Genomic DNA, 23,238 nt, shown 5'->3' on the forward strand with positions numbered 1-23,238 from the left:
AATAGGAGAGTATGTGTCATGAAGAAAAAGGGGTTCCAATTCCTTTGGATCGGACAGTCACTCGCCAATTTTGGCGATGTGCTCTACATTGTCGGGCTAATGGCTTTAATCTATCGACTGACTGGATCTGCTGGTAATATGGCCATTGTGCCCTTTTTAAGCACTGCTTCACGCTTTATTAGTGCGCTCATTGCTCCGATCATTCTTGATCGCCTCGGGCTGAAAGGCGCACTCGTCAGTTCCCAGTTCTGTAAGACATTTTTGCTGTTCTTGTTCAGCTTTTTATCACTACTCCCCGCAAGCGCACAAAATGTGATCATTATCTTCGCATTCGTTGTATTGATCAGCTTTTTGGATGGATGGGCAACGCCGGCAAGAAGCGCAATGGTTCCATTGCTTGTATCGGAACACAAATTGATGGCTGCGAACAGTTGCCTATCTATGCTCGATCAAACCATGGCAATGAGCGGGTGGGCACTCGGTGGATTATTAGCCACCCGTTTTGGCGCATCTTTTCTGATCGGTGTTACACTCGTTCTTTTCTGCCTGTCCTCATTCTGTATGGTCCTGATTCGAATTGTGAACAGTTGCCCTCCAGAAAAAGATGATGACGAACGCTCAAAGTGGGCACGGATGAAGGAAGGATGGCTGACGGTTTGGCATACACCTGCATTACGGGTGATTTTTGCTATTGACTCGCTTTGCTCCCTTGCGGATGTTGTATGGATCGCCGCTATTATTTATGTGTTTGTCGATCAGGCGCTGCATGTGGATTCATCTTGGTGGGGCTACATTAACTTTAGTTTTTTTGCTGGATTAATGCTGGCGAGCTTTTTCGGTGTGCGTTGGAGTGAAACGCTCAACAAACACTCCGCATCGGTTGCCACGACCGGAACCCTCTTGACAGGGATTATGACACTCATCTTTGGAATGAATACGTTGCCAATACTTGCGCTCATTCTAACAGTTGTGTACGGTATTGCTGTTCAGTTCAAAACCATTGTTTTTCTCACCATCGAACAGAAATGTGCGCCCCCCGACCAGCTTGCAAAAGTCTACGCTGCTCAAGATGCACTGTTATCAATTCTGTTTGGTGTCGGAAGTTTACTCTTCGGTTTTCTAGCCGATTACTTGGGTGTGCGCTCTGTGTTCTTCCTTTCCGCACTGCTCTTAATCACCGCTTTTTTCCTTTTATTAACCTGGGGAAAGAATCTTAATCGGCAGCGAGTAGTTAAATAAAACGCATATAAAGTCTTGATCCGCCTTATGGGATCAAGACTTTTTTGCACTCATTGTCCTCTTTAAAACAAAAAAGAAGAAGAGACCCTCTCTTCTTCCTCATTCATCTTCTTTGTCATCATCAGTCAGGAATTCTGAATCCAAACTGTCTAATTCCTTATCTAGTTCCTCATCATTTTCCTCTTCATCCTCTGCCTCGACCAACCCATCGTCATCTACCCGAACCTTTACTTTCGTTTCACCAATCACTTCAACGAGAAATTCACGTTCAACCTGAGCAACAACCCTATTGCCATTTGGAGAAATTTTCGCTTCCAGACAATTTGGTTCCTGAAGTGGTCGACATGCGACATCCACATGATCCGAAACGACTTGTTTGTCGCGAAGTGTCAGCGGCACGCGGTCCCGATAATTGACCGTCTCACATACAACTTCTGTTTTTGTGTTGTTATTGAAGGAATACCAGGTATTAATGTCGTAAGTTCCTTCGACGATAACCGCATCCTTATGGTAGGTAGTTTTATATTTATGGTTGATGACCCAGCATCCTAGGATGTTCGAAGGTTTATGCGTTGGTGTAACAGTATGAGCGGATTGGCTAAATTTCTTTCCCTTTCCGCAAACGGCCTTTGTGATAATTTCCCTATATGCATTCTCTGCCAAAAGTCCAAACCTCCTTTGCCTTCTTCATCTTCATGTTATGCAGGGCAAATGCCACGTGTGAAACAAAAAGAAGGCGCGGGCAGCAAAAAAACTCCTCATTCGAGGAGTTTGCTTTCAAGTCTATATTTGGCTATTCCCATTTATTATTCGTCTTCTGGACTTTCTTTCGCATCAGCAACTCGGCTCGACACCAGCTTCGTAATCAGCTGCAAAAAATCGTTGACGTCTTCCAATGACTGTTTAAATTCCTGAACAACTGGAATAGCATCAAGTTCAGCCTGAAGATGATCTATGAGCGCTTCGTTACGATGATAGGCCTCCGTTTTTCCAAAATGTTGCAGATTCACAGATTCCTTCTGATACTTCTTTATCTGATCCACCAACACCTGCACCTTGCGATTGGCGCTGATCTTCGCTTCCGCCTGTTTGTAAAAACTTACTTGTTCTGACTCTGACATGTGTTCCGCAATTTTCTGCGCCTTTGCCAAAATTTCTTCCTTTGAGTATCGGCGGGTCATAGATTGGCAGCCTCCGCTTCCTTTTGCCATTCACCGTCCAATGACCACGTTTTTGCATCAGTAACTTTCACTTTGACCAGTTGGCCAATCAGAGACTTCGGACCACGGAAGTTAACTACTTTATTTGTACGTGTATGACCAGACAGCACTTCCGAATTTTTGCGGCTCTCGCCTTCAACAAGCACTTCAACCACTTGATCCTGATATTTAGCGTTGCTTTTCGCTGATAATTCATCAATCAATGTGTTGAGCCGCTGCAAACGTTCCTTTTTCACTTCCATTGGAATATTATCTTTCATGCGAGCTGCTGGTGTACCCGCACGCGGTGAATAGATAAATGTGAACGCACCGTCAAACTGGCACTCACGAACAAGCGACATCGTCTCTTCGAATTGTTCATCGGTTTCATTAGGGAATCCGACGATGATGTCCGTTGTAAATGAGGCATTTGGCACCGTATCCTTGATTTTATGGAAGAGATCCAGATACCGTTCACGCGTATAACCTCGCCCCATAATCTTCAAGACGTCTGAACTGCCTGATTGAACAGGAAGATGAATGTGCTCGCAAAGATTGCCGCCTTTTCCAAGTACTTCGATTAAATGATCATCAAAGTCTTTTGGATGACTTGTTGTAAAGCGAACACGCGGGATGCCGATCTTCCGCATCTCATCCATTAGATTGCCAAGGCCGTAATTCTCCATATCAGGTAGATCTTTTCCGTAAGCATTGACGTTTTGTCCAAGCAGCGTAATTTCTTTGTAACCTTTACGTGCAAGCTCGCGTACTTCCTGAATAATTTCTTCAGGATGACGGCTTCGTTCTTTGCCTCTCGTATAAGGCACAATGCAGTAAGTACAAAATTTATCGCAGCCATACATGATATTAACCCAAGCCTGGAAATGACCACGGCGTGCTTGAGGCAGATTCTCAACAATATCGCCTTCTTTCGACCACACTTCAACGACCATTTCCTTGCCAAACAGAGCTTCCTTCAGCAATTGGGGAAGTCGATGAATGTTGTGTGTTCCGAAAATCAAATCGACTTGAGGGTGTTTCGCAAGAATTTTGTTTATGACCACTTCTTCTTGAGCCATGCAGCCGCATACACCAAGAATCAAGCCTGGCCTTTCCAGCTTCAAGGTTTTCAGGTGGCCGATATGCCCAAACACTTTATTTTCAGCGTTTTCACGGATTGCACACGTATTCAGCAGAATGACATCAGCATCTGTCGCTTCTTTTGTCTCTGTATAGCCTATCTCTTCCAGAATGCCGGCCATCACTTCCGTATCGTGTTCATTCATCTGACAACCGTATGTTTCAATGAGATAGTTCTTTCCCTTGCCAATGGTATTCATGTCTTCCGGGATACTGAAATCATTTATAATTTGAACCGCTTCTCTGCGGCGCCTGCGCGCATCTTTCAGAGATGGCGGCTGAAAATACTTCGAAAAATCAACTTTGCTGAATTTTGTATCAGCCACAATGCAACATTCCCTTCAAATCTCATCCCTAAATTATAGCAAACTCGATCAGGATATGAAAGAATTGGGCTTCCCCTATCACGTTCACTTTCCAGGAATAATGATGAGCGCACCGATTTAATCAGCTGTCAATAAAGGAACAAGCCCCTTCACAGTTATCGTTATAAAGGAAGCTCATAGCTATTATCTAGTATCAAGTTCTGCAAAATTGCTTATTCCGAGGGTTAGTTCACAAAAATAGCAATGATTAAAGCTGCTAAGGATATGCCAAGTGATAGTATTGGAATAACAATTGACAGCCATATTTTGAAATAATAGGTTTTCAGAACGGACCACCCTTTTCCAGAAATGGTGAACACTTTACTGTCAGGATCCATAACGGTGTACTCCACTCTAGGGGATCTTATCTGTACGATCATTTCACTTTTCTCTAACTGCCACAAAGTAAGCCTAACGTTGTTCCAAGGATAATACTTAAACCACTCTTTGATTTGATTTAATGTTACACAGGTTTCTGTTTGCTCGTATTTTTCATCCATTTCATCTTTATGTCTCATGATTGCATTTTTCTGTATTGCTCTAAACCTTTTCAGAAGTTTCAATGTTATTGGATCAATCATATCCATTTACACAAACCTCACTTTTGCGCTGTAGCTTTCATCAGACTGAACTAGTTCCGAATGGAATCTCAGTGTCGTTGATTAGTAGCGGTGTTTTATCACCTTTACTATATACCAATATAGTACCCGTGAATTGATTAGAGTTTTATAGTTGGCATATCGATCTCAGTTGCAGTTCGTTTTTCTCTTCTATTTGTAAATGACTTCTTAACGAAATTTATATGTATAACATAATCAACATTCTGAAAATTACAGGATCAATCGTGCTATGATCATCTCCATTAAGAAGCTGTTTCTACCATTTATCCTTAATATGGAGGCTATTATGTAAGATGAAATTATTGATGCAAAACAAAAATTTTGGCCTGCTTTTTTCAGCCCGGCTGATCACAAACATTGGCGACAGTGTCTATTTTATTGCTGCGATGTGGCTCGTATATGATCTGAGCGGTTCGTCCCTGTATTCAGGATTAGCTGGTTTTCTGACGATGCTCCCCCGAGCTCTACAATTCATTATAGGCCCGGTGCTGGATAGATATTCGATCAAACGGTTGCTGATTGCAACTCAAGCCGCTCAAGCCATTCTCCTCGTTGTGATTCCAATTGCTTCAATTACAGGAAAGCTTACCGTTACTGTTGTACTCCTGATCATGCCTGTGGTTTCCTTCTTAAATCAGTTTTCTTTTCCGGCAGAAAGTGCCTTAATTCCACGAATTATGGACAAAGAGCAACGCGTTCAGGCCAATGGATTAATGTCACTTGCCTATCAAGGAACAGAAGCGGCTTTTCAAGCGATTGGCGGCGTTCTTGTTGTAGCAATCGGTGCAGTCGCTCTTTACAGCATTGACATTGTCACTTTTTTTATCGCAGTTCTGCTTTTCTCCTTGCTCACATTGCCAAAAAGCAGCATACCGGGTACACGCGTTTCAATGAAAACTCAAGTTAATCAATACTTTGAGGATTTACAAGAGGGCTTCCATATTGTGGTTCATTCGGTTATTGGAAAAATGATGGTTTCTTCACTAGTAACCAACTTCGCGCTTGGTGCAGTGATCGCCACGCTTCCCGCTTACGCCAACTATCTTGGCGGATCAGGAATGTATGGATTGTTAATGGCCGGCATGGCTGTCGGAAGTTTAACAGGCGCTATGGCCGCCGGCAGATTTGCAAATAAGCCCGTCGGCAAAATGCTGATCATCGGTTACTTTATTGGTTTCTGTTTGTGGTTCGGCGCAGCATTTTCTTCTTTGACTTATCTAACTGATATTTTGTTTGCAGCGAGCATGGTTGCCCCAGGCTGCAATAATGTCCTCAACTTTACACTAATCCAAAATGTTGTTCCAAAAACGATGCTCGCTCGTGCGATGTCACTTGTTGCAAGCTTGGCCACCTGCATCATGCCGCTCGGTTCACTCACTGGTGGAGCATTAAGTAACGTTTTTGGCCCGAAAGTTGTGTTCATCGCTTCCAGCTTCGGCTTTCTCTTTTATGCACTCTATGTTGCATGCATGCCCGTTCTACGTCACCTTCCGGTCGCGAGCGAAGTTGAACCGGAACACTATGGTTTTCCAGATGAAACAAGTGTTAACTCATGAATAAATGAAGTCTGATAGCAATGAATATAACAGACCAAGCTCTTGTTTTATTATGTTCAAATAATCATAGTGCAAGTGATTCGAATTCTCCGATCTCGGTCTGATTTTTTACTTGTTGGTCTTTGTTCCATTTGATCTAGTAAAAATATGTGCTCATTCGAAGGGTTGTCTGATTAATGAATGCTTTGCTCCGCAACAAAGCAAATCTGACAAATGAGAGAACTACCACTGAAAAAAAGTGAAGCAAGATGAGGCTATTATCCCGCTCATTTGCTTCACTTTTATGCTCTTTATTTTTGATTTAATTACTCGTTAAGCAATTGTTCGCCGATATGGCGGATAATGTGGCTTCTTGTGATTAAACCGACTACATGTTTGTTCTCGTCAATCACCGGAATGCGTTTGATGTGATAGTGAGATAGCATTTTCAATACAGCATCAAGATCTTTATCCGGATGAACTGTCTGTAAATTTCTTTTCTTCATCAAATCTTTCACTTGCATATCAAGCAAGTCATTCATTTTCTCCTTTGACATTTCGACACGGATTGCCGAAATGAGGGAGTATAAATCATATATGGTTTGTTGTTTTGGCGAAATCGCTCTTAGCAAATCACCGTCACTGATATACCCAGTCAACTGATCTTGATTATTCAGGACCGGTACACCGCCGATTTTGTGATCAATCAGTGCTTTGATCAACGTTTTAACCGTGTCACTCTCGCGGACTGTTATTACATTTTTAATCATTAGTTGTTCCACACGCATCGGCATCGCCTCCTTAAAATGGTGATGTCTTTCCTCTACTATTATACCATATCCATGTAATCGCTTAAACAGTATTATTCCACTGCCAACTCTACTATTCCAGATCATCGCCTTTTCGTTCGGTTGTTCTTCCGGATTTTCGCAAAGATTCACGAAGAAGAAACTCAATCTGACCGTTGACACTGCGAAACTCATCATCCGCCCATCTCTGCAGCTGATCATACAGTTCCGGATCGATTCTTAATAAAAAACTTTTTTTCTTTGCCATCGCAATACCCGCTTAATAGATGCTTCCCGTATTGATCACCGGCTGTGAGCCTTTCTCTGAGACAATAGCCACCATCAGATTGTTAATCATGCTTACCTTGCGTTCTTCATCGAGTTCAACCACATGTTCCTCCTCGAGACGTTGAATGGCCATTTGAGCCATCCCTACAGCGCCATCAACTATTTTCTGTCGCGCAGAAATAATTGCCGATGCTTGTTGACGCTGCAGCATGGCCTGTGCCACTTCTGTTGAGTACGCAAGATGCGTTAAACGCGTTTCAATGACATCCACACCTGCCAAAACGAGACGTTCCTGAAGTTCTGCTTTAAGCATACTTGAAATTTCAACAGAATTGCTGCGCAGCGATAAACCTTCTTCATCAAAATTGTCATAAGGATATTGAGAAGCAATATGTCGTACTGCTGTTTCACTTTGAATTTCCACAAACTGGCTGTAATCATCGACATCAAACAGTGCTTTAGCTGAATCAACCACTTTAAAGACAACAACTGCCGCAATCTCGATAGGATTCCCTTCAACATCATTGACCTTAAGTTTCTGGCTGTTAAAATTGCGCACACGCAAAGACACCGTCTTCTTGACTGCAAGCGGAACCGTTAAGAAGATTCCATTGTCACGCACACTGCCAATGTATTTGCCAAAAAAGGTGATAACCTTTGTTTTATTTGGCGGCACAATCGTGAAACCTGTCGTCAGAATGAATGCAGCAGCCCAGGCAACAACGACGAGTACCGGAATCTCCATGACAATTGCAGCAACACCAATTCCGGCCAGAACTAAGACCGCTAAAATTCCTATAAAACCATTGATCTTCCAAACTTTTTGTTCAATCACAGAGAACCCTCCTAATATTACAATTGTTTCATCACTATATTATTATGATATCATTTTATCTGATAATTCATAGTGCTTTTTTTCTTCATTTGTGACAAATATGCTTCAATTGAAGTTTTTATTGAAACAATTGCATCAAACCTCCCTCCTGTCCCTAAAATAGGCATAGTCATCCTCTTCAAGAATATAGTAATTTATGGGCAATCCTCATAAGGAGATGACAATCGGAAATGGATGTGTTAAAAGTTTCAGCAAGATCTGTACCTAACTCTGTTGCCGGTGCCCTTGCACATGCGATGAGGGAACAAAAAACAGCGGAAATACAGGCGATCGGCGCAGGAGCGCTCAACCAAGCGGTTAAAGCAGTTGCCATCGCCAGAGGCTTTGTCGCGCCAAGCGGCCTGGATTTAATTTGCATTCCTGCATTTACAGATATTTTGATCGATGGAGAAGAACGGACTGCCATCAAACTTATCGTTGAGCCGCGATAATAAATGGCTTAACAGCAAGGTATTTTATTGTTGATGATTGTAAGGGTGACAAGCAGAAAGACATTTGTCATGAGATCTCGATTTTTTTCATCCGAATTTAGATTCATGTAAAAAACAGTCGCCCGTCTTTTCATAAGACGAGCGACTGTTTCTGTATCCAAGTTAATCGAAAAAAAGATGATCATCATTAATTAAAATACGGTTAATGCTTGTTGCTTTTCCGGACTTATCATTGATTTGAATGTGAACTGCACTTAACTGGCCTGGACCTTCCTCACTATCAAACCGGACAGGCATTGACGTTAGAAAACGTTTGGTAACTGAGGCTCTCTGAACACCAATAATGCCGTTATAGGGGCCAGTCATACCTACATCAGTGAGGTAGGCTGTTCCTTGAGGGAAAATCCGCTCATCCGCAGTCTGAATATGTGTGTGCGTTCCGATGACCGCCGAAACGCTGCCATCCAGATACCATCCAAGCGCTAGCTTTTCACTTGTTGTCTCGGCATGCACATCCACAAAAATAATTGGTGTCTTCTTTCTTGCTTCTTCTACGAGCTGTTTCACGATCCTAAAAGGATCATCCAATGGCGGCAGGAAGACCCGTCCCTGAATATTGATAACCGCAACCTGCAGATTATGATGTAGCGTGACATAGCGAATGCCGGTGCCAGGCGTTCCTTCAGGAAAGTTAGCTGGACGGACAATCTGTTTTGCATCGTCAATAAATTCAAAGATCTCTCGATTATCCCATGTATGGTTGCCCATAGTTAGCATATCAGCACCTGCATCCAGCATCTGCCTGTAGATTTTTTTGGTAAGCCCTTTTCCATGCGCCGCGTTCTCAGCATTGACAATGGTTACTGTCGGATGAAACTTGCTTTTCAGCTTAGGCAAATACTCTTCAATCATCTGTCTTCCGGTACGGCCATAGACATCGCCGACAAATAGAATATTCATTATTCACGCTCTTTTCCAAGTGCTTAGTTACCTTTATAATGTATAAAAAAGGCGGCTGCATGCCGCCCTTTTTTATTTCGCATATTCAACAGCTCGTGTTTCACGAATCACCGTTACTTTGATATTCCCCGGATAATCCAGTTCATTTTCAATTTTCTTGGTGATTTCATGTGCCAACTGAAAAGATTTTGCGTCGTCGACGATGTCCGGCTGTACAATAATCCGGATTTCACGACCCGCTTGAATTGCGTAGGATTTTTCAACACCCTCGAAAGACTCAGAGATCTCTTCAAGTTTCTCCAACCGATGGATGTATGTTTCGAGCGTTTCACGCCGCGCTCCTGGTCTGGCAGCAGAAAGTGCATCTGCTGCTGCAACAAGGACTGAGATGACGGAAGTCGCTTCTGTATCACCATGGTGAGAAGCAATACTGTTAATTACAACCGGGTGCTCCTTGTACTTCGTAGCCAATTCTACACCGATTTCAACGTGGCTGCCTTCAACCTCATGATCGATCGCTTTACCGATATCGTGAAGTAATCCGGCTCTTCTCGCCAATACCTCGTCTTCGCCAAGCTCAGCAGCCATCATGCCCGCAAGGAAGGCAACTTCCATTGAATGCTTGAGAACATTCTGACCATAGCTGGTCCTGAAGTGAAGTCGGCCCAAGATCTTGACAAGATCCGGATGAAGACTGTGAATGCCGACCTCAAAGGTCGTCTGTTCGCCGTAATCACGGATCTTCTCATCCACTTCATGCCGAGATTTCTCAACCATCTCTTCAATGCGTGCTGGATGGATACGCCCGTCCTGAACAAGTTTCTCAAGAGCGATTCTCGCAACTTCACGTCGAATAGGATCAAATCCTGATAGAATGACTGCCTCCGGCGTATCATCAATGATCAAGTCAATACCCGTCAAAGTCTCCAGCGTCCGGATGTTTCGACCTTCACGACCAATGATTCGGCCTTTCATTTCGTCATTTGGCAGATTGACAACTGAAACCGTTGTTTCCGTCACATGATCAGCCGCACAACGCTGAATCGCAAGTGAAAGGATGCTCTTCGCTTTCTTCTCCGCATCTTCCTTCGCTCTTGTTTCGATGTCCTTTGCGATTTGGGCAGCCTCATGCGCCGTTTCCTGCTTGACTTGATCGAGTATGAGTTCCTTTGCCTCATCACTCGTCAGACCGGAAATACGTTCGAGTTCTGACTGCTGTTTACGCAGCGATTCCTCCACTTTGCTTTCCATCTCTTCAATTTGTCGACGTTTCTTGCTAAGAGTTTCCTCCCTTTTTTCCAATGAACTTTCTTTATTATCGAGAGATTCGCTTTTTCGATCGAGCAGATCCTCTTTCTGCAAAAGGCGGTTTTCCTGCCTCTGAAGTTCATTTCGCCGTTCACGCGCTTCATTCTCAGTCTGAGATCTGAGCGTATGAATTTCGTCCTTCGCTTCCAAGAGCGCTTCCTTTTTCAAAGCTTCTGCGTCTCGATGAGCATCTTCGACAATTTGGCGTGCCGCGACCTCGGCAGAAGTAATTTTCGCCTCAGCAATTTTTTTTCGGATGTAATAGCCAACAAACAGACAAACTACAGAGATCAGCGCAATGGAGATGATCATAACATAAACTGTCATCATTTCACCTCCTTGCTTTTCCTTATCGTCAATAAGTAAAACAGATGCTTTTACTTTTGAATGATGCTTAACAGAGAGACGATAAGTAAGAAAGGTATTTCAGATTCATGTCCATATTCTATTACTCGTAGAAACGAGCTGCTTGAAAAGGAACATATTGGGCCTGATTCGCTTTCTTTGTCGTCCTTTTAAGCATTTTTCATGCGAAAAGTTTTCATAATCATTTCATCAATAACTTTGTAGTTACAAGTTCATTGTATAATTGCCTATTTGGGTTGTCAACCTCATTGGCTTGTAAGCGGACCGGTTAAACGAATTATTATCTGATTATTGTGATACAATTTTTATTTATCAAAAGGCTCTGTTATTAAATATTGTTAATTCATGCGTAACCTGCTCGCACCAACAGATGTGGCCGCTGGTGATCCGGGAGCATCCTCGCTCTGTTCCCTCACAGTGGGGGTTCCCTTGGCTTGCAATCTATGGATACAGTCCCACAGGAGTCTCGCGAATTTCGTTTTTTCATTTGCGTTCAAAATCAACTCAATCATTTAACTGAGCCTATCAAAAAGCAAAGAACTTGCACCGTACAATATGGTACAAGTTCTTTGCTTGGATTCAACTGATCTAATTCATGTTTATTTATTCACTGTCAGGGAGGGGCTGCGCATCTGCGTCAGCAGTCACCACGACAGGAAGATCATCCAAATTATAGTGAGCACGAATCTGCTGCTTGATTGCGTCTTTTACCTCTTCATTTTCTTTAAGATACAATTTCGCATTTTCACGGCCCTGTCCCAAACGTTCTTTATTGTAGGAGTACCATGATCCGCTCTTCTCAACGATGTCCAGTTCCGCACCGATATCAAGGATCTCACCTTCCTGAGAAATACCTTGTCCATACATGATGTCTACTTCGGCCTGTTTGAAAGGCGGAGCAACCTTGTTCTTAACCACTTTAATTCTAGCTCTGTTTCCGACAATGTCATTGCCGATTTTCAGCGTCTCGGCACGGCGTACTTCCAAACGCACAGATGCATAGAATTTGAGCGCACGTCCGCCTGGTGTCGTTTCGGGGTTGCCGAACATAACGCCTACTTTTTCACGAATCTGGTTAATGAAAATCGCGGTTGTCTTGGACTTGCTGATCGCTCCGGACAGCTTTCTCAGCGCCTGCGACATCAACCGGGCCTGCAAACCGACGTGTGCATCACCCATTTCACCTTCAATTTCTGCTTTCGGTACTAATGCGGCTACTGAGTCGATAACAATGATATCAACTGCGCCGCTTCGAACAAGTGCCTCGGCAATTTCAAGCGCCTGCTCACCGGTGTCCGGCTGTGAGAGAAGCAATTCGTCAATATTGACACCTAAATTTTCCGCATAGACAGGATCAAGCGCGTGTTCCGCATCAATGAAAGCCGCCTGTCCACCGCCTTGCTGCGCTTCAGCAATTGCATGAAGTGCTACCGTTGTTTTACCTGAAGATTCAGGTCCGTAAATTTCAATAATGCGTCCGCGCGGATAACCGCCGACACCCATTGCTATATCTAAAGCCAATGAACCGCTTGATACTGTTGATACGCGCTGTTCCGGCCGTTCTCCTAATCTCATGATCGAACCTTTACCAAACTGTTTTTCGATCTGACGAAGTGCATTGTCGAGTGCTGCTTTTCTTTCATTCTTTTCAGCCATTATCATGGTTCATCTCCTTCAACGTTCTTGTTTAATCATACCTTTTTTTTCTTACGGGCACAAGTGTTCTGCGAATGTTTATTCGCTTTTTTTAATGACTAAGAAGCGGAAGATTGTTCAAATGTCTTCTAACTATGTCATATCCCGTTTTCGTCGACTGGATTCTGATCTTGCGCCGCGATCCGTTAAACTGGAAGCGATAGCTTTCCGATCCGTTTTCATCTGCAAAGCCGATGTAAACCGTTCCGACGGTTTTTCCTTCGCTCTTATCTGGTCCTGCAACCCCGGTGAACGCAAGACCGATATCAGAGTTGCAAAGCTTTCGGACTGAAGCCGCCATATACTTTGCGCAGTTTGCACTGACTGCCCCATCCGTGTGAAGCACCTCTTCCGGCACGAGAAGCACATGCTCCTTTACCTGATTTGAATAAGAGACAATTCCTCCGTTAAGAACCGATGACGCGCCGGGATATTCTGCCATCCAATCCGCTGCCATGCCTCCCGTCAAACTTTCTGCAAAGGCAATCGTTTTCTTCTTTTTGCGTAAAAGTTCAAAAACGATCTCTGGAAGTGAATCTTCATTATAACCGTACAGATACTGTCCGACCCTCGCATCAATCTTCGCCTCAATTTGATCAAGCATTTCCTCAACTTGTTCGACCTGATCATGCTTTGCTGTAAGCCGAAGCGTAACTTCGCTTTCTTTAGCAAGTGGAGCGATGGTTGGATTCGATTGTGCATCGATAAGATCAATGATCTCCGTCTCAAGTTGGGATTCCCCAATACCAAAAAAGCGGAGCACACGTGATTGAATATGCTCCTCGTTGCGACGGGCAAGGAAACGGGTCGCGAAGTCAAGAAACATCGGCTTCATTTCAGACGGTACACCAGGCATCAGTAAATACAAATGATGATTTGCATCCACAATCATACCAGGTGCCATGCCATGATGATTAGGCAACACTTGACAGCCTTCAACTACTAGAGCCTGTTTCTTGTTGTTCTCCGTCATTTTTCTGCCGGTCACTTTAAAATATTCCAAAATACTATCCATCGCGTCTTGATCTGTGACAAGCGTTCTCCCCAATACATTGGCAACCGTTTCTTTTGTCAGATCATCCTTCGTCGGTCCAAGACCTCCCGTAAAAATCAGGAGATCAGCCCTCGTTTCCGCTTTTTTGATGACATCGATTAATCGACCTTCATTATCACCGCAGACCGTGTGAAAAAAGACATCAATGCCCAGGGAAGCCAGATGCTCTGAGATGAACTGAGCATTTGTATTGGCAATCTGGCCGAGCAAAAGCTCTGAACCAACCGCAATAATTTCCGCATTCATGAGCAAGAACTCCTATCATCCGTTTTCATTCCTAGTATTCTCTCATTTATTATCGGGCACAAAAAGGCGGAGTGCAAGTCTGGCTATTTCATTTGGAGCGAAGTAAAATCTCGCGGTTTTTGTAGAAGTAATCCGCTCCAGAGAGCACAGTTAAAATAACAGCTATCCAGAGTATGATCTGGCTAAGCGGAAAGCCATTGGTACCGAAAGGAACATTATTGAACAAAAAGAGGATAACCGCAACCATTTGTGAGAAGGTTTTCCACTTGGCTATTTTACTGGCTGCAATTACTTCGCCTTCTTCAACCGCAACAAGACGCAGGCCAGTTACAGCGAATTCGCGTGCGAGAATCAGAATCACCATCCATGATGCCATGCTGCCTAGTCCGACAAAGGAGACAAACGCGCTCATTACCAACAGTTTATCGGCAAGTGGGTCAAGAAGTTTGCCAAAATTCGTGACGAGATGATATTTTCTAGCAAGTTGTCCGTCAAGCCAATCGGTGAATGAAGCAAGAATAAAAATAATGGCCGCAATCAATTGAGTAATCGGGAGTTGATAACTTCCAGTTCCAAGCGTACCGAGCTGGATCGGGGCAAGAAGAAAGATCAAGAAGAGGGGGATCATGATCATACGTGACACAGTTAATTTATTAGCGATATTCATCTACAATTCCTCCTGAGAAAGAATAAAATACTAAATGATTACGTGTTGACCGTCACAATTCAGACACAAAAAGGTGTTTGAAATTAATTTCTGCTGCAACAACCTGCTACATAACTTATCAAAAAAAAGCGAGCCGCCACAAAGGGCTGGCTCTAATAAACCAAAAGCTTACTTACTGAAGTTAATAATCAATGTTTGTACGGTATTTTTGTTCGGTAATTTGACCTTTTCACCGTTAATCTTCAAATCAGTACCCGGTGCATTGCCAAACCTCAAGTAAAGCGACTGAACATTTGAAGCATCAAAACGATATGATTTCTTGCCACTTGTCGACACGATGCCTTGAGCAAGTTGCTTATTTGTCTTGGCATCGGTAGCGCTAAACCAAGCACCTTTGACCGTTTTGGCAGATACCGTCACATCAAATTTTTGTACGCCTGATAGTGTGTACGTGGTTGCCGACCCTACCTGCTTTTCCTGTTTCAACGTCTGATTCTGTGAAGAGGAGTCAGAAGAGCTACTTGAGGAAGCAGAAGAATCTGTGGAAGAACGATCAGATGATGCACTGTTTCCTTTAAATTGAACAGAGTTACCATTACTCTGATCACCTGAAGGATTAGACCGGTTTCCGGCAATATGTGTCACGAGTATATACACAATCATCAAAGCAATCAACACAAAAACGATTACGATTGCTTTGTTAACGAAAGAAGACCAGTTCTTCGCTCGGACGGCATTGCGTCTCAGAGGTTTTGGCGAACGGTCACCCTCGCTTCCGTCAGGCGGCAGCGTGTGTGTTTCAATATGCTCCCTTCCGACTTTAGGCATATCACCGGTGTACTCTTCAGATAAGCTTTTAAAATCTAAGTCAACAGTCTCTGCATAACTCTTAATAAAAGCTCTTGTGTAAAACTCACCGGGGAGCTGGCTGTAATCGCCATCCTCGATCGCTTTGAGATAGCGTTTTTGAATTTTTGTTTCCTTCTGGAGGTCGTCCAGAGACATATTTTTCTGCTCACGGGCTTCCTTCAGAACTTGACCAAGTTCACTCAATACTAACACCTGCCATTATGAATTAAAATCAGGCCATGAAAAATCTGAGGCCGCCGGAGATGCCCCATTCAGAATCTCTTCTTCGCGGTGACTGCGGAGTTCAATGATATAATCAAATATGTCCATAGAAAATTCTGTTCCTCTCACAAAGGTATCCGGATGCTCGATCACCTTGGTGACAGGAAGCCTCATCAGTTCCCGGATCAGTTCCCAGTGGCTTTCTGATCCAATTCTTTGGGAAACAGCGCCATCAATAACAAAAATATGATCTCGGGAGCGTTCATCCTCAGACAGTCTTGTCCTGACTGTTTGTTTCAGAAGTGTTGATGAGACAAATTGCCAGCGCTTGTTTGCTGAAACGCTGGCCGCTATAATGGACTCCGATTTCCCGACTCTGGGAAGTCCCCGAATTCCGAGCAACGGATGATCCGGCATTTTAAACAATTCGGCCATAAAATCGACAAGCAAGCCAATCTCATCACGGGAGAAAAGAAACGTATTACGATCACCCGTGTCTCTCTCTATGTATCGGCCATGGCGTACTGCTAGTCTGTCACCAAGAGTAGGTTGGCGAAACTTCGTCAAATGAATGGTTTCCATCTTTTTTATTGTAGCTAATACTTGATCCATTTGCTGATCGTCCTGTGACGAGACAAGCAATCCGCGGCGCTCATGATCCACACCGTTTATTGTTAAAATATTTATTCCAAGCGCACCAAGGAGTGAGGATACTTCACCAAGTAATCCGGGCCTGTTCTTATGTATTTCGTACTCAAGATACCATTCTTTTCCGTCGGACATGAAGTTGCCCCCTTCGAGTCCACCTTTTCTTAAGTAACTTCCACCCGGAAGTATATAAAGATCTCCTTTTTTCCGCAATGAAGCGTTGCGCACTTAGCAAAATCAGCCGCCTTTATTTTTATAGTCTGCTGCCCGGAAATATATTCAGAAAATCCGAAGAAAAAACATCGTGAAACACTACCGTACATTGTTAGAGTATGTTCGAAAAGGAGGACAAAAAGTGCAGAGCGAAAAAGCAAGTTGACACAGAACTTCCGCATGATGCAGTGACTTCTGCGTTGTGCAAAGAACGTACTTCTCAGGATGCAGTAGCTTTTCGTGTTGTAACACAGGACGTACTTCCACAGGATGTGGTGACTTCAACGTTGCTCACAGGACGTGAGCGTACTTAGTTGAAGATCCTTTTTATTAGCAGAAGATCCTTCTTACCGGACTTTTCGAACATCCTCTATTAATATTATCATATCTTAACTTTTTTAACGATAAGGTCGATAAAAAAAGAGACGTGTGAAACGTCTCTTTTTTTCAGTGGAACATAACCGTTTATTAGCCTTTACACAGATTGATGTGTTTTTTTAGTATCCGATGTCACCATTTTCATCATGAGCCGTGCAAGCACGAGACGCTCTTGTTCATCAGCTACATTCCACAAATCTTTAAGCACCCGGTCTTGATCATTTTTCGGATCTACATTCTCACTTAAATAGTCGCCTATTTTTTTGGCAAAAGCTGTTACTGTTTCTTCACTCATGCCGAGACTTTCTGCTTGTTCTACGCGATCACCGAGAAAGTCTTTCCAACGATTCCAATTATCTAAGACTGTCATGACCCATCCTCCTTTTTATCGTGATCCTTACTATTGTTCCAAGGATCACGCATCTTTATCAAAAAAGAGAAAAATTAGCAATACCAAGCGCCGTTGATCGAAATCACCTGACCACTGATATAGCCAGCCTCACTACTCATTAAGTAGTTAATCAGCGAGGCCACTTCTTCTGGCGCCGCCAGTCTTCCCATCGGTATTTCTTGTTTTACATATTCGATATCTTCAGGACTGAACAAGTGCATCATTGACGTATCCACGGCACCCGGCGCAACCGCGTTTACCGTAATCCCACTCGGCGCTGCTTCTTTGGCCAGCGCTTTAACAAATGCATTTTGGCCACCCTTGACCATTGAATAAAGCACCTCTGTCGATGCACCTTCCAGGCCCCAAATTGAGGAAACAAGCAAAATTTTCCCTGATTTTGCGCGAATCATCGGCTGAATCAGCTGCTGCAGCAGTCGAAATGGGCTGGTCAACTGCAATTGAATCATTTTCTTAATCGTCTTCGATTCAGTATCCTGAAAAAGACTCACTTTGCTGATCCCACTCGCATAAACCACGCCGTTCACCTGCTGATCAATCTGCTGCAATAATAGTTCAGGGCCATCTTCACGGGAAAGATCAGCCTGAACACAAATAAAAAATTGATCAGAATATTTTTCTCGCAATCCACGGGCAAGATGATCTACTGCCTCTTTTCCGGAATTGTAATGCAAATAAAGGGAAGCGCCTGACTTAGCTAATGCTTTCGCTGTCGCACCGCCGATTCCGCCGCTTGCCCCCGTTATCAATATTTTATTTACCATTATCCAACAACTCCATTGTCTGCAATCAATTTAACCCTTCACGTTGCTCTACCGCCCGCTGACTTCATCACTTTGTTTCGGAACAAGAACTGATCGCGGCTTGCTGCCTTCGTATGGACCAACAATATGCCGTTCTTCCATTGCATCAATTAAGCGTGCTGCACGGGTATATCCAATTCGAAAACGGCGCTGAAGCATGGAAACACTCGCAGTTTGCATACTAACAACAAGTTGTACGGCATCATCGAAAAGATCGTCCTCTACCTTTTCCTGCGGCTGCTCTGGTTGTTCAGACGGAATCATATCTTTTCTGTAATTTGCCTTTTGCTGGCTAATAACGTGAGTGACAACGGCCTCTACCTCGTCGTCTGACAAGAAAGCGCCTTGAATACGGACCGGCTTTGAAGCGCCGATAGGCAGGAACAACATATCTCCTTTACCGAGCAGCTTCTCAGCTCCGCCGGAATCCAAGATCGTACGTGAATCCATCATTGATGAAACACTAAAGGCGATTCGTGAAGGAATATTTGCTTTAATAACACCTGTGATTATGTCAACAGATGGACGCTGAGTCGCGATAATCAAATGAATGCCGGCCGCACGCGCCATTTGCGCAAGTCTGGTCACGGTTTCTTCAACATCCTTTGACGCAACCATCATCAAATCTGCAAGTTCGTCGATGATCACGACAATATAAGGCATCAGCGGCTGTTTTTCTTCATGTTCTTGATTGAACTTGCGAACCGCCTCATTATAGCTTTCCAGATTACGTGTGCCGCTCTCAGAGAAGAGCTCATAACGCCGTTCCATTTCGCCAAGCACATTTTTCAATCCAAGTGCCGCCTTCGCCGGATCAGTCACGACCGGCGTCAGAAGATGTGGAATACCATTATAAACGTTGAGTTCAACCATTTTCGGGTCAATCATAAAAAGTTTAACTTCGCTCGGCTTAGTACGCATCAGCAATGTAATAATAATGCCGTTGATGCAGACACTTTTCCCGCTTCCTGTCGCGCCCGCAACGAGTAAGTGCGGCATTTTATTTAGATCTGCGAGTATTGGCTCACCGGAGATATCACGTCCGAGACCAATAGTCAGTTTAGAGAGCGCTCTTTTTGCATTCTTCGATTCCAGTACCTCTCTCAGGCAGACCATTGCCACTTCCTGGTTCGGAACTTCAATTCCGACGGCAGATTTTCCGGGAATTGGCGCTTCAATGCGGATATCTTTCGCCGCCAAAGCCAGTGCCAAATCGTCACTTAGGCTCAGGATTCGGCTGACTTTAACACCGGATTCCGGGTATACTTCATATCTGGTGACAGCCGGGCCAAGATGCACTTCCTTAACTGTTGCACGTACCCCGAAACTTTCAAAAGTGCGCTCAAGTGTCCGCACATTCTCAGCAATGTGCCTCCGTTCATTATTCTGCGCATTCTTTCCCGGCATGTGAAGCAGTGATAGTGGCGGTAGTTGATAATCCTCATTTTCTACAGGCAACTGCGAGAAATCAGGAGCTTCATCATTCTCATAATCCTCTGTAGAAAGCTGTTTACTATCTGAAGGCATTATCTCCGGAGAATCCATCGATGTCTCATTAAAGTCATGGATTTCTGGCTCAGGTGAAATCGTTTCGATTGGATCTTCTGTATCTTGATGTATGTCATTGGGCTCATTTCGGGGAGCAGGTGCCTGTTTTTTCTTTCTTTCTTTAGAAAAAATACCCGTGATCGAGGTTTTTAAATTCACAGCACTCTTCTTCATGGAGCGGAACAAACCGCCGAACAACTTTTTTACAATATCGCGAAGCGAGTGTCCGGTAATCAAGATCACAGAAACCAGAAAGAGGAACCCTGTCATAAAATAGGTACCTGTAGTTGAAAAGAGATAATAAAAAAAGGCGAAACCTATTGAACCAATCAATCCGCCGCCAAGCCCTTGACTCGAAATCTGACCCGACAGTTCTTCACGATAAAGTAAAAAGGTATTAAAAATAACCGATCGATTTTGCCAAACATTAGCCTGTGAGAGTGCTTCAAACAAACGAACATGACTAACAAGGAGTAATGTAAAGGTAAGTAAATAAACTCCGGACAGCCTTCTTGTGAAAAAAACAGGCTGTTTACGGAACAAAATATAGTAAACGGAGAGTACAAGAAAGTAAAGGAGAAGTAAAACCCACCAGTCACCAGTGAAAAGTCGCGCAGCCTCTTTGATCACTTCTCCGGCAACGCCCAGGCTGCTGATACCAATGCAAGTGAGCGCAAACATGCAAAGACCGCCAACCTCATAAATCAGCGTCTCTTTCCAGCCTATGCTCGCGCGTGTGCGCTTTCTCTTCTTCTTTACCATCGTTTTCTTGCCCCTCATCATTTTAATACTTTTCCAGTGTATTCCTGTATTTAATTTACTCTAAATGTCTGTTTTTGGCAAAGCATTACACGAGCAGTGTTTTTGGCAAGCCTTATCAATACGAAAAAACCAGGTCACAGAGACCCGGTTTGTTCAAAATTCCATGATAATTGGCAATATCATTGGACGGCGTTTGGTTTTATCAAAAAAGTAACGACTTAATGAATCTCGAATTCCACTTTTTAGCGATGACCACTCAGATACGTGCTGCGTTAATGATTTAGACAGCACATCGGAAACGATATGATTAGCTTGTTCTAGAAGATCCTCTGATTCCCGCACATAGACAAAGCCGCGGGTGATGATCTCCGGTCCTGCAAGAATTTTCTTCGTCCTTCTGCCCAAGGTAACGACAACAATAACTGTGCCATCTTGGGAGAGCAGTCGTCGGTCTCTAAGGACAATATTACCTACATCACCTACGCCTAATCCGTCAACGAGTAGCTGGCCGGCAGGAACAGAATCCGACGATCTTGCTTCACCATCGGTGAACTCCACCACATCACCTTTGTCTAACAGGAACGTGCAACTTGCAGGGATGCCCATCGACTCAGCAATGTCCTGATGAGCTTTCATCATCTTGAATTCGCCATCTATCGGGATCACGTATTGTGGACGAGCAAGCTGAAGCATCAACTTGATGTCTTCAACAGAACCATGTCCGGAAACGTGGACCTTCTTGCCGAATACAACCTGCGCGCCTTCACTCATAAGCTGATCAATCGCGTTGGTAACCGTTTTTTCATTACTTGGTGTCAATGATGCTGCATAAATAATCAAGTCTTGTTCCTTGAGTCTAAGCTTTTTATGCAGGTGATTGGCAAGACCAGTTAACGGTGTTAGCGGATCTCCATCTGGGCCACTTGTCAGAATGGCAAGTTCCTGAACAGGATGCTTTAAAGATCTCTCCCAATTAATGAAAATGTTTTTAGGAACATCTAGGAATCCTTCTTTAGCCGCAATCGATATAACACGTTCCAGATACTTTCCGTCTATGGCAACTTTACGTTGATGGAGTGCGCAGGCATCAAGAAATTGCTGAATACGGTGGATGTTCGTCGCGTGAATAGCGACGATCACACGTCCGTTTGCAGAATAGAGAATGTGATTGAAGCGATCACCAATTACTGAATCAGAAGGCGCTTTTCCGGGAATTTCAGCATGCTTGCTGTCAGAGAGCAAGCAAAGCACCCCTTTATCACCAATTTCCGATATTTTGCTGATATCGGTACGAATTCCTCCGACAGGCGTGAAATCAAATTTGTAATCCCCAGTATGAACGATGTAGCCTTGTGATGTCTGAATGGCATAACCGATAGCATCGGGAACACTGTGATAGGTTCGAAAACATTCGACCATGTTTTGTCCGATTTTCAAGCCTTTATCCGGGTTCAGTGTAATAAATAAATCCCTTGGGTAACTTTCCCCCACTTTTCTTAGGCTTTCCCATACCAGAGCAAGAGTCAGCTTCGTTCCATATACAGGAACTTTTAGCTCTTTTAGCAAATAGGGAAGTCCTCCGATATTCGCCTGATGACCGTGCGTCAGAAATAATCCTCTAATCTGATCGCGTCTTTCAGCCAAATAAGATATATCGGGAATAACAGTATCTACCCCGAGCATATCTTCGTGAGGATGCATTAATCCCGCATCAATAATATAAATGTCATGATTCACTTCAATGACTGTCATATTATTTCCAATCTCGCCAACGCCGCCCATTGCATAAATTTTCACACTGTCTTTCTTAGTATGTGACAATGGGCATTCCTCCTATTAAGTTGAGCAGTCATCGCTATTGACCCGAACTAATCATTGGTTTTATTATACCCAATCCAAATCGCAAAGTACAATTTTTTCTCATTCTTATTGTTCAACAGATCGTCCTGAAAAAATCAGACGGACTTACTTAATCTTAATTTTTGCGAAAACACTTCTGCAGATACAATGGCAGTTTTCTTCAAAGCTTCGGTAATTTGGTCAATGGAGAGGCTTGGAACTTCAGTTCCCAATGTTTGTTCAGGCAAATACGGCACATGAATAAACCCACCAATAATCGTTCTTTCAGATCTTCCCAATTCATGCATCAATTTATAAAAAACGTGATTGCAAACGAATGAGCCGGCACTTTTTGACAGGTCCGCGGGAATGCCCATCTCACGGATAGACTCAATAATTTCATGTACCGGTAATGTTGATTCGTAATTTTCAGGTCCGTCTTCAAATATTAGCTGATCGCTAAGTACCATGCCTTCGTTATCCGGATTCTCTGAGTCGCTTTTATTTAAAGCAAAGAGTTCAGGAGTGATTGATTCGCGTCCTCCTGCTTGTCCAACTGCAATGATCACGTCTGGGCAAATAACGCGCGCCGAGGCAAAAAGGCGATCAGATCCTTCCCTGTATGAGACCGGAAGTTTTGTAGCAAAAAGCTCAATGGTTTCAGTGGCCTGCACACCATCCAGACGTCTTACAGCTTCCCATGACGGATTAAGTTTGCTTCCCCCAAACGGCGCAAAGCCGCTCAATAATACTCTCATCTCCGATTCC

The 23,238-nt window shown here is 43.7% G+C and carries 22 protein-coding genes; 3 read left to right on the forward strand and 19 right to left on the reverse strand.

Annotated elements, in window-relative coordinates:
- The first annotated feature begins 18 nt into the window (after positions 1 to 18).
- A complete protein-coding gene (locus tag P343_RS21755) occupies positions 19 to 1,239 on the forward strand; it encodes an MFS transporter (RefSeq protein WP_023508830.1) in 1,221 nt (406 codons plus the stop codon).
- A 99-nt stretch (positions 1,240 to 1,338) separates the two neighbouring features.
- On the opposite strand, the gene cotE is transcribed toward P343_RS21755, so the two are convergent.
- The 4 genes from cotE to P343_RS21775 all read right to left on the reverse strand — a co-directional run bounded on the left by cotE (position 1,339) and on the right by P343_RS21775 (position 4,530).
- Positions 1,339 to 1,902, reverse strand: a complete 564-nt coding sequence (gene cotE / locus P343_RS21760; protein WP_023508831.1) for an outer spore coat protein CotE — start codon at positions 1,900 to 1,902, stop codon at positions 1,339 to 1,341.
- Between the two features lie 143 nt (positions 1,903 to 2,045).
- Positions 2,046 to 2,420, reverse strand: a complete 375-nt coding sequence (locus tag P343_RS21765; protein WP_023508832.1) for a YlbF/YmcA family competence regulator — start codon at positions 2,418 to 2,420, stop codon at positions 2,046 to 2,048.
- The gene (gene miaB, locus P343_RS21770) at positions 2,417 to 3,904 is read right to left on the reverse strand and encodes a tRNA (N6-isopentenyl adenosine(37)-C2)-methylthiotransferase MiaB (RefSeq protein ID WP_023508833.1); all 1,488 of its coding nucleotides are present in this window, start codon (positions 3,902 to 3,904) and stop codon (positions 2,417 to 2,419) included. Before miaB ends, P343_RS21765 begins: the two co-directional genes overlap by 4 nt.
- A 224-nt stretch (positions 3,905 to 4,128) precedes the next feature.
- A complete protein-coding gene (locus tag P343_RS21775; protein ID WP_023508834.1) occupies positions 4,129 to 4,530 on the reverse strand; it encodes a hypothetical protein in 402 nt (133 codons plus the stop codon).
- Positions 4,531 to 4,856: 326 nt separating this feature from the next.
- On the opposite strand from P343_RS21775, the gene P343_RS21780 reads away from it, so the two are divergent.
- Entirely contained in the window at positions 4,857 to 6,119 is a 1,263-nt protein-coding gene (locus tag P343_RS21780; RefSeq protein WP_023508835.1) for an MFS transporter, read from the forward strand.
- A gap of 305 nt (positions 6,120 to 6,424) precedes the next feature.
- Here the strand turns inward: P343_RS21780 and P343_RS21785 are convergent, their stop codons facing one another.
- From P343_RS21785 to P343_RS21795, 3 genes are all read right to left on the reverse strand, one after another.
- Positions 6,425 to 6,886 carry a CBS domain-containing protein gene (locus P343_RS21785; protein WP_023508836.1) on the reverse strand — a complete coding sequence of 154 codons (462 nt, stop codon included), beginning with the start codon at positions 6,884 to 6,886 and terminating at the stop codon, positions 6,425 to 6,427.
- A 94-nt stretch (positions 6,887 to 6,980) separates the two neighbouring features.
- Positions 6,981 to 7,154 carry a type II toxin-antitoxin system antitoxin gene (locus tag P343_RS36615; protein ID WP_023508837.1) on the reverse strand — a complete coding sequence of 58 codons (174 nt, stop codon included), beginning with the start codon at positions 7,152 to 7,154 and terminating at the stop codon, positions 6,981 to 6,983.
- Between the two features lie 12 nt (positions 7,155 to 7,166).
- The gene (locus tag P343_RS21795; RefSeq protein WP_023508838.1) at positions 7,167 to 8,009 is read right to left on the reverse strand and encodes an SPFH domain-containing protein; all 843 of its coding nucleotides are present in this window, start codon (positions 8,007 to 8,009) and stop codon (positions 7,167 to 7,169) included.
- 230 nt (positions 8,010 to 8,239) lie between these two features.
- Here P343_RS21795 and P343_RS21800 point away from each other — a divergent pair, with 230 nt between their 5' ends.
- Positions 8,240 to 8,500 carry a stage V sporulation protein S gene (locus P343_RS21800; protein WP_023508840.1) on the forward strand — a complete coding sequence of 87 codons (261 nt, stop codon included), beginning with the start codon at positions 8,240 to 8,242 and terminating at the stop codon, positions 8,498 to 8,500.
- 162 nt (positions 8,501 to 8,662) lie between these two features.
- Here the strand turns inward: P343_RS21800 and P343_RS21805 are convergent, their stop codons facing one another.
- The 12 genes from P343_RS21805 to pcp form a co-directional block, all read right to left on the reverse strand.
- Positions 8,663 to 9,460, reverse strand: coding sequence for a TIGR00282 family metallophosphoesterase (locus P343_RS21805; RefSeq protein WP_023508841.1), 798 nt, complete (start codon positions 9,458 to 9,460; stop codon positions 8,663 to 8,665).
- Between the two features lie 72 nt (positions 9,461 to 9,532).
- Positions 9,533 to 11,095, reverse strand: a complete 1,563-nt coding sequence (rny, locus tag P343_RS21810) for a ribonuclease Y (protein WP_031263588.1) — start codon at positions 11,093 to 11,095, stop codon at positions 9,533 to 9,535.
- Positions 11,096 to 11,737: 642 nt separating this feature from the next.
- The gene (recA, locus tag P343_RS21815) at positions 11,738 to 12,790 is read right to left on the reverse strand and encodes a recombinase RecA (protein WP_031263589.1); all 1,053 of its coding nucleotides are present in this window, start codon (positions 12,788 to 12,790) and stop codon (positions 11,738 to 11,740) included.
- A gap of 91 nt (positions 12,791 to 12,881) precedes the next feature.
- Positions 12,882 to 14,129, reverse strand: coding sequence for a competence/damage-inducible protein A (locus tag P343_RS21820; protein ID WP_023508844.1), 1,248 nt, complete (start codon positions 14,127 to 14,129; stop codon positions 12,882 to 12,884).
- 88 nt (positions 14,130 to 14,217) lie between these two features.
- A complete protein-coding gene (pgsA, locus tag P343_RS21825; protein ID WP_023508845.1) occupies positions 14,218 to 14,796 on the reverse strand; it encodes a CDP-diacylglycerol--glycerol-3-phosphate 3-phosphatidyltransferase in 579 nt (192 codons plus the stop codon).
- Between the two features lie 168 nt (positions 14,797 to 14,964).
- Positions 14,965 to 15,849 (reverse strand): helix-turn-helix domain-containing protein, encoded by an 885-nt coding sequence (locus tag P343_RS21830; protein ID WP_023508846.1) that lies wholly within the window; start codon positions 15,847 to 15,849, stop codon positions 14,965 to 14,967.
- Positions 15,850 to 15,864: 15 nt separating this feature from the next.
- Positions 15,865 to 16,650: a DUF3388 domain-containing protein gene (locus tag P343_RS21835; protein ID WP_023508847.1), complete on the reverse strand. Its 786-nt coding sequence runs from the start codon at positions 16,648 to 16,650 to the stop codon at positions 15,865 to 15,867.
- Between the two features lie 553 nt (positions 16,651 to 17,203).
- Positions 17,204 to 17,476 (reverse strand): DUF3243 domain-containing protein, encoded by a 273-nt coding sequence (locus tag P343_RS21845; protein ID WP_023508849.1) that lies wholly within the window; start codon positions 17,474 to 17,476, stop codon positions 17,204 to 17,206.
- Between the two features lie 74 nt (positions 17,477 to 17,550).
- Positions 17,551 to 18,282, reverse strand: coding sequence for an elongation factor P 5-aminopentanone reductase (gene ymfI / locus P343_RS21850; RefSeq protein WP_023508850.1), 732 nt, complete (start codon positions 18,280 to 18,282; stop codon positions 17,551 to 17,553).
- 48 nt (positions 18,283 to 18,330) lie between these two features.
- On the reverse strand, positions 18,331 to 20,631 hold the full coding sequence (locus P343_RS21855; protein WP_023508851.1) for a DNA translocase FtsK: 2,301 nt from the start codon (positions 20,629 to 20,631) through the stop codon (positions 18,331 to 18,333).
- A gap of 153 nt (positions 20,632 to 20,784) precedes the next feature.
- Positions 20,785 to 22,452: a ribonuclease J gene (locus P343_RS21860; RefSeq protein WP_023508852.1), complete on the reverse strand. Its 1,668-nt coding sequence runs from the start codon at positions 22,450 to 22,452 to the stop codon at positions 20,785 to 20,787.
- Between the two features lie 134 nt (positions 22,453 to 22,586).
- Positions 22,587 to 23,228 carry a pyroglutamyl-peptidase I gene (pcp, locus tag P343_RS21865; protein ID WP_023508853.1) on the reverse strand — a complete coding sequence of 214 codons (642 nt, stop codon included), beginning with the start codon at positions 23,226 to 23,228 and terminating at the stop codon, positions 22,587 to 22,589.
- Between the last annotated feature and the right edge of the window lie 10 nt (positions 23,229 to 23,238).

This window comes from Sporolactobacillus laevolacticus DSM 442, assembly GCF_000497245.1.
In the GTDB taxonomy this organism is placed as follows: domain Bacteria; phylum Bacillota; class Bacilli; order Bacillales; family Sporolactobacillaceae; genus Sporolactobacillus; species Sporolactobacillus laevolacticus.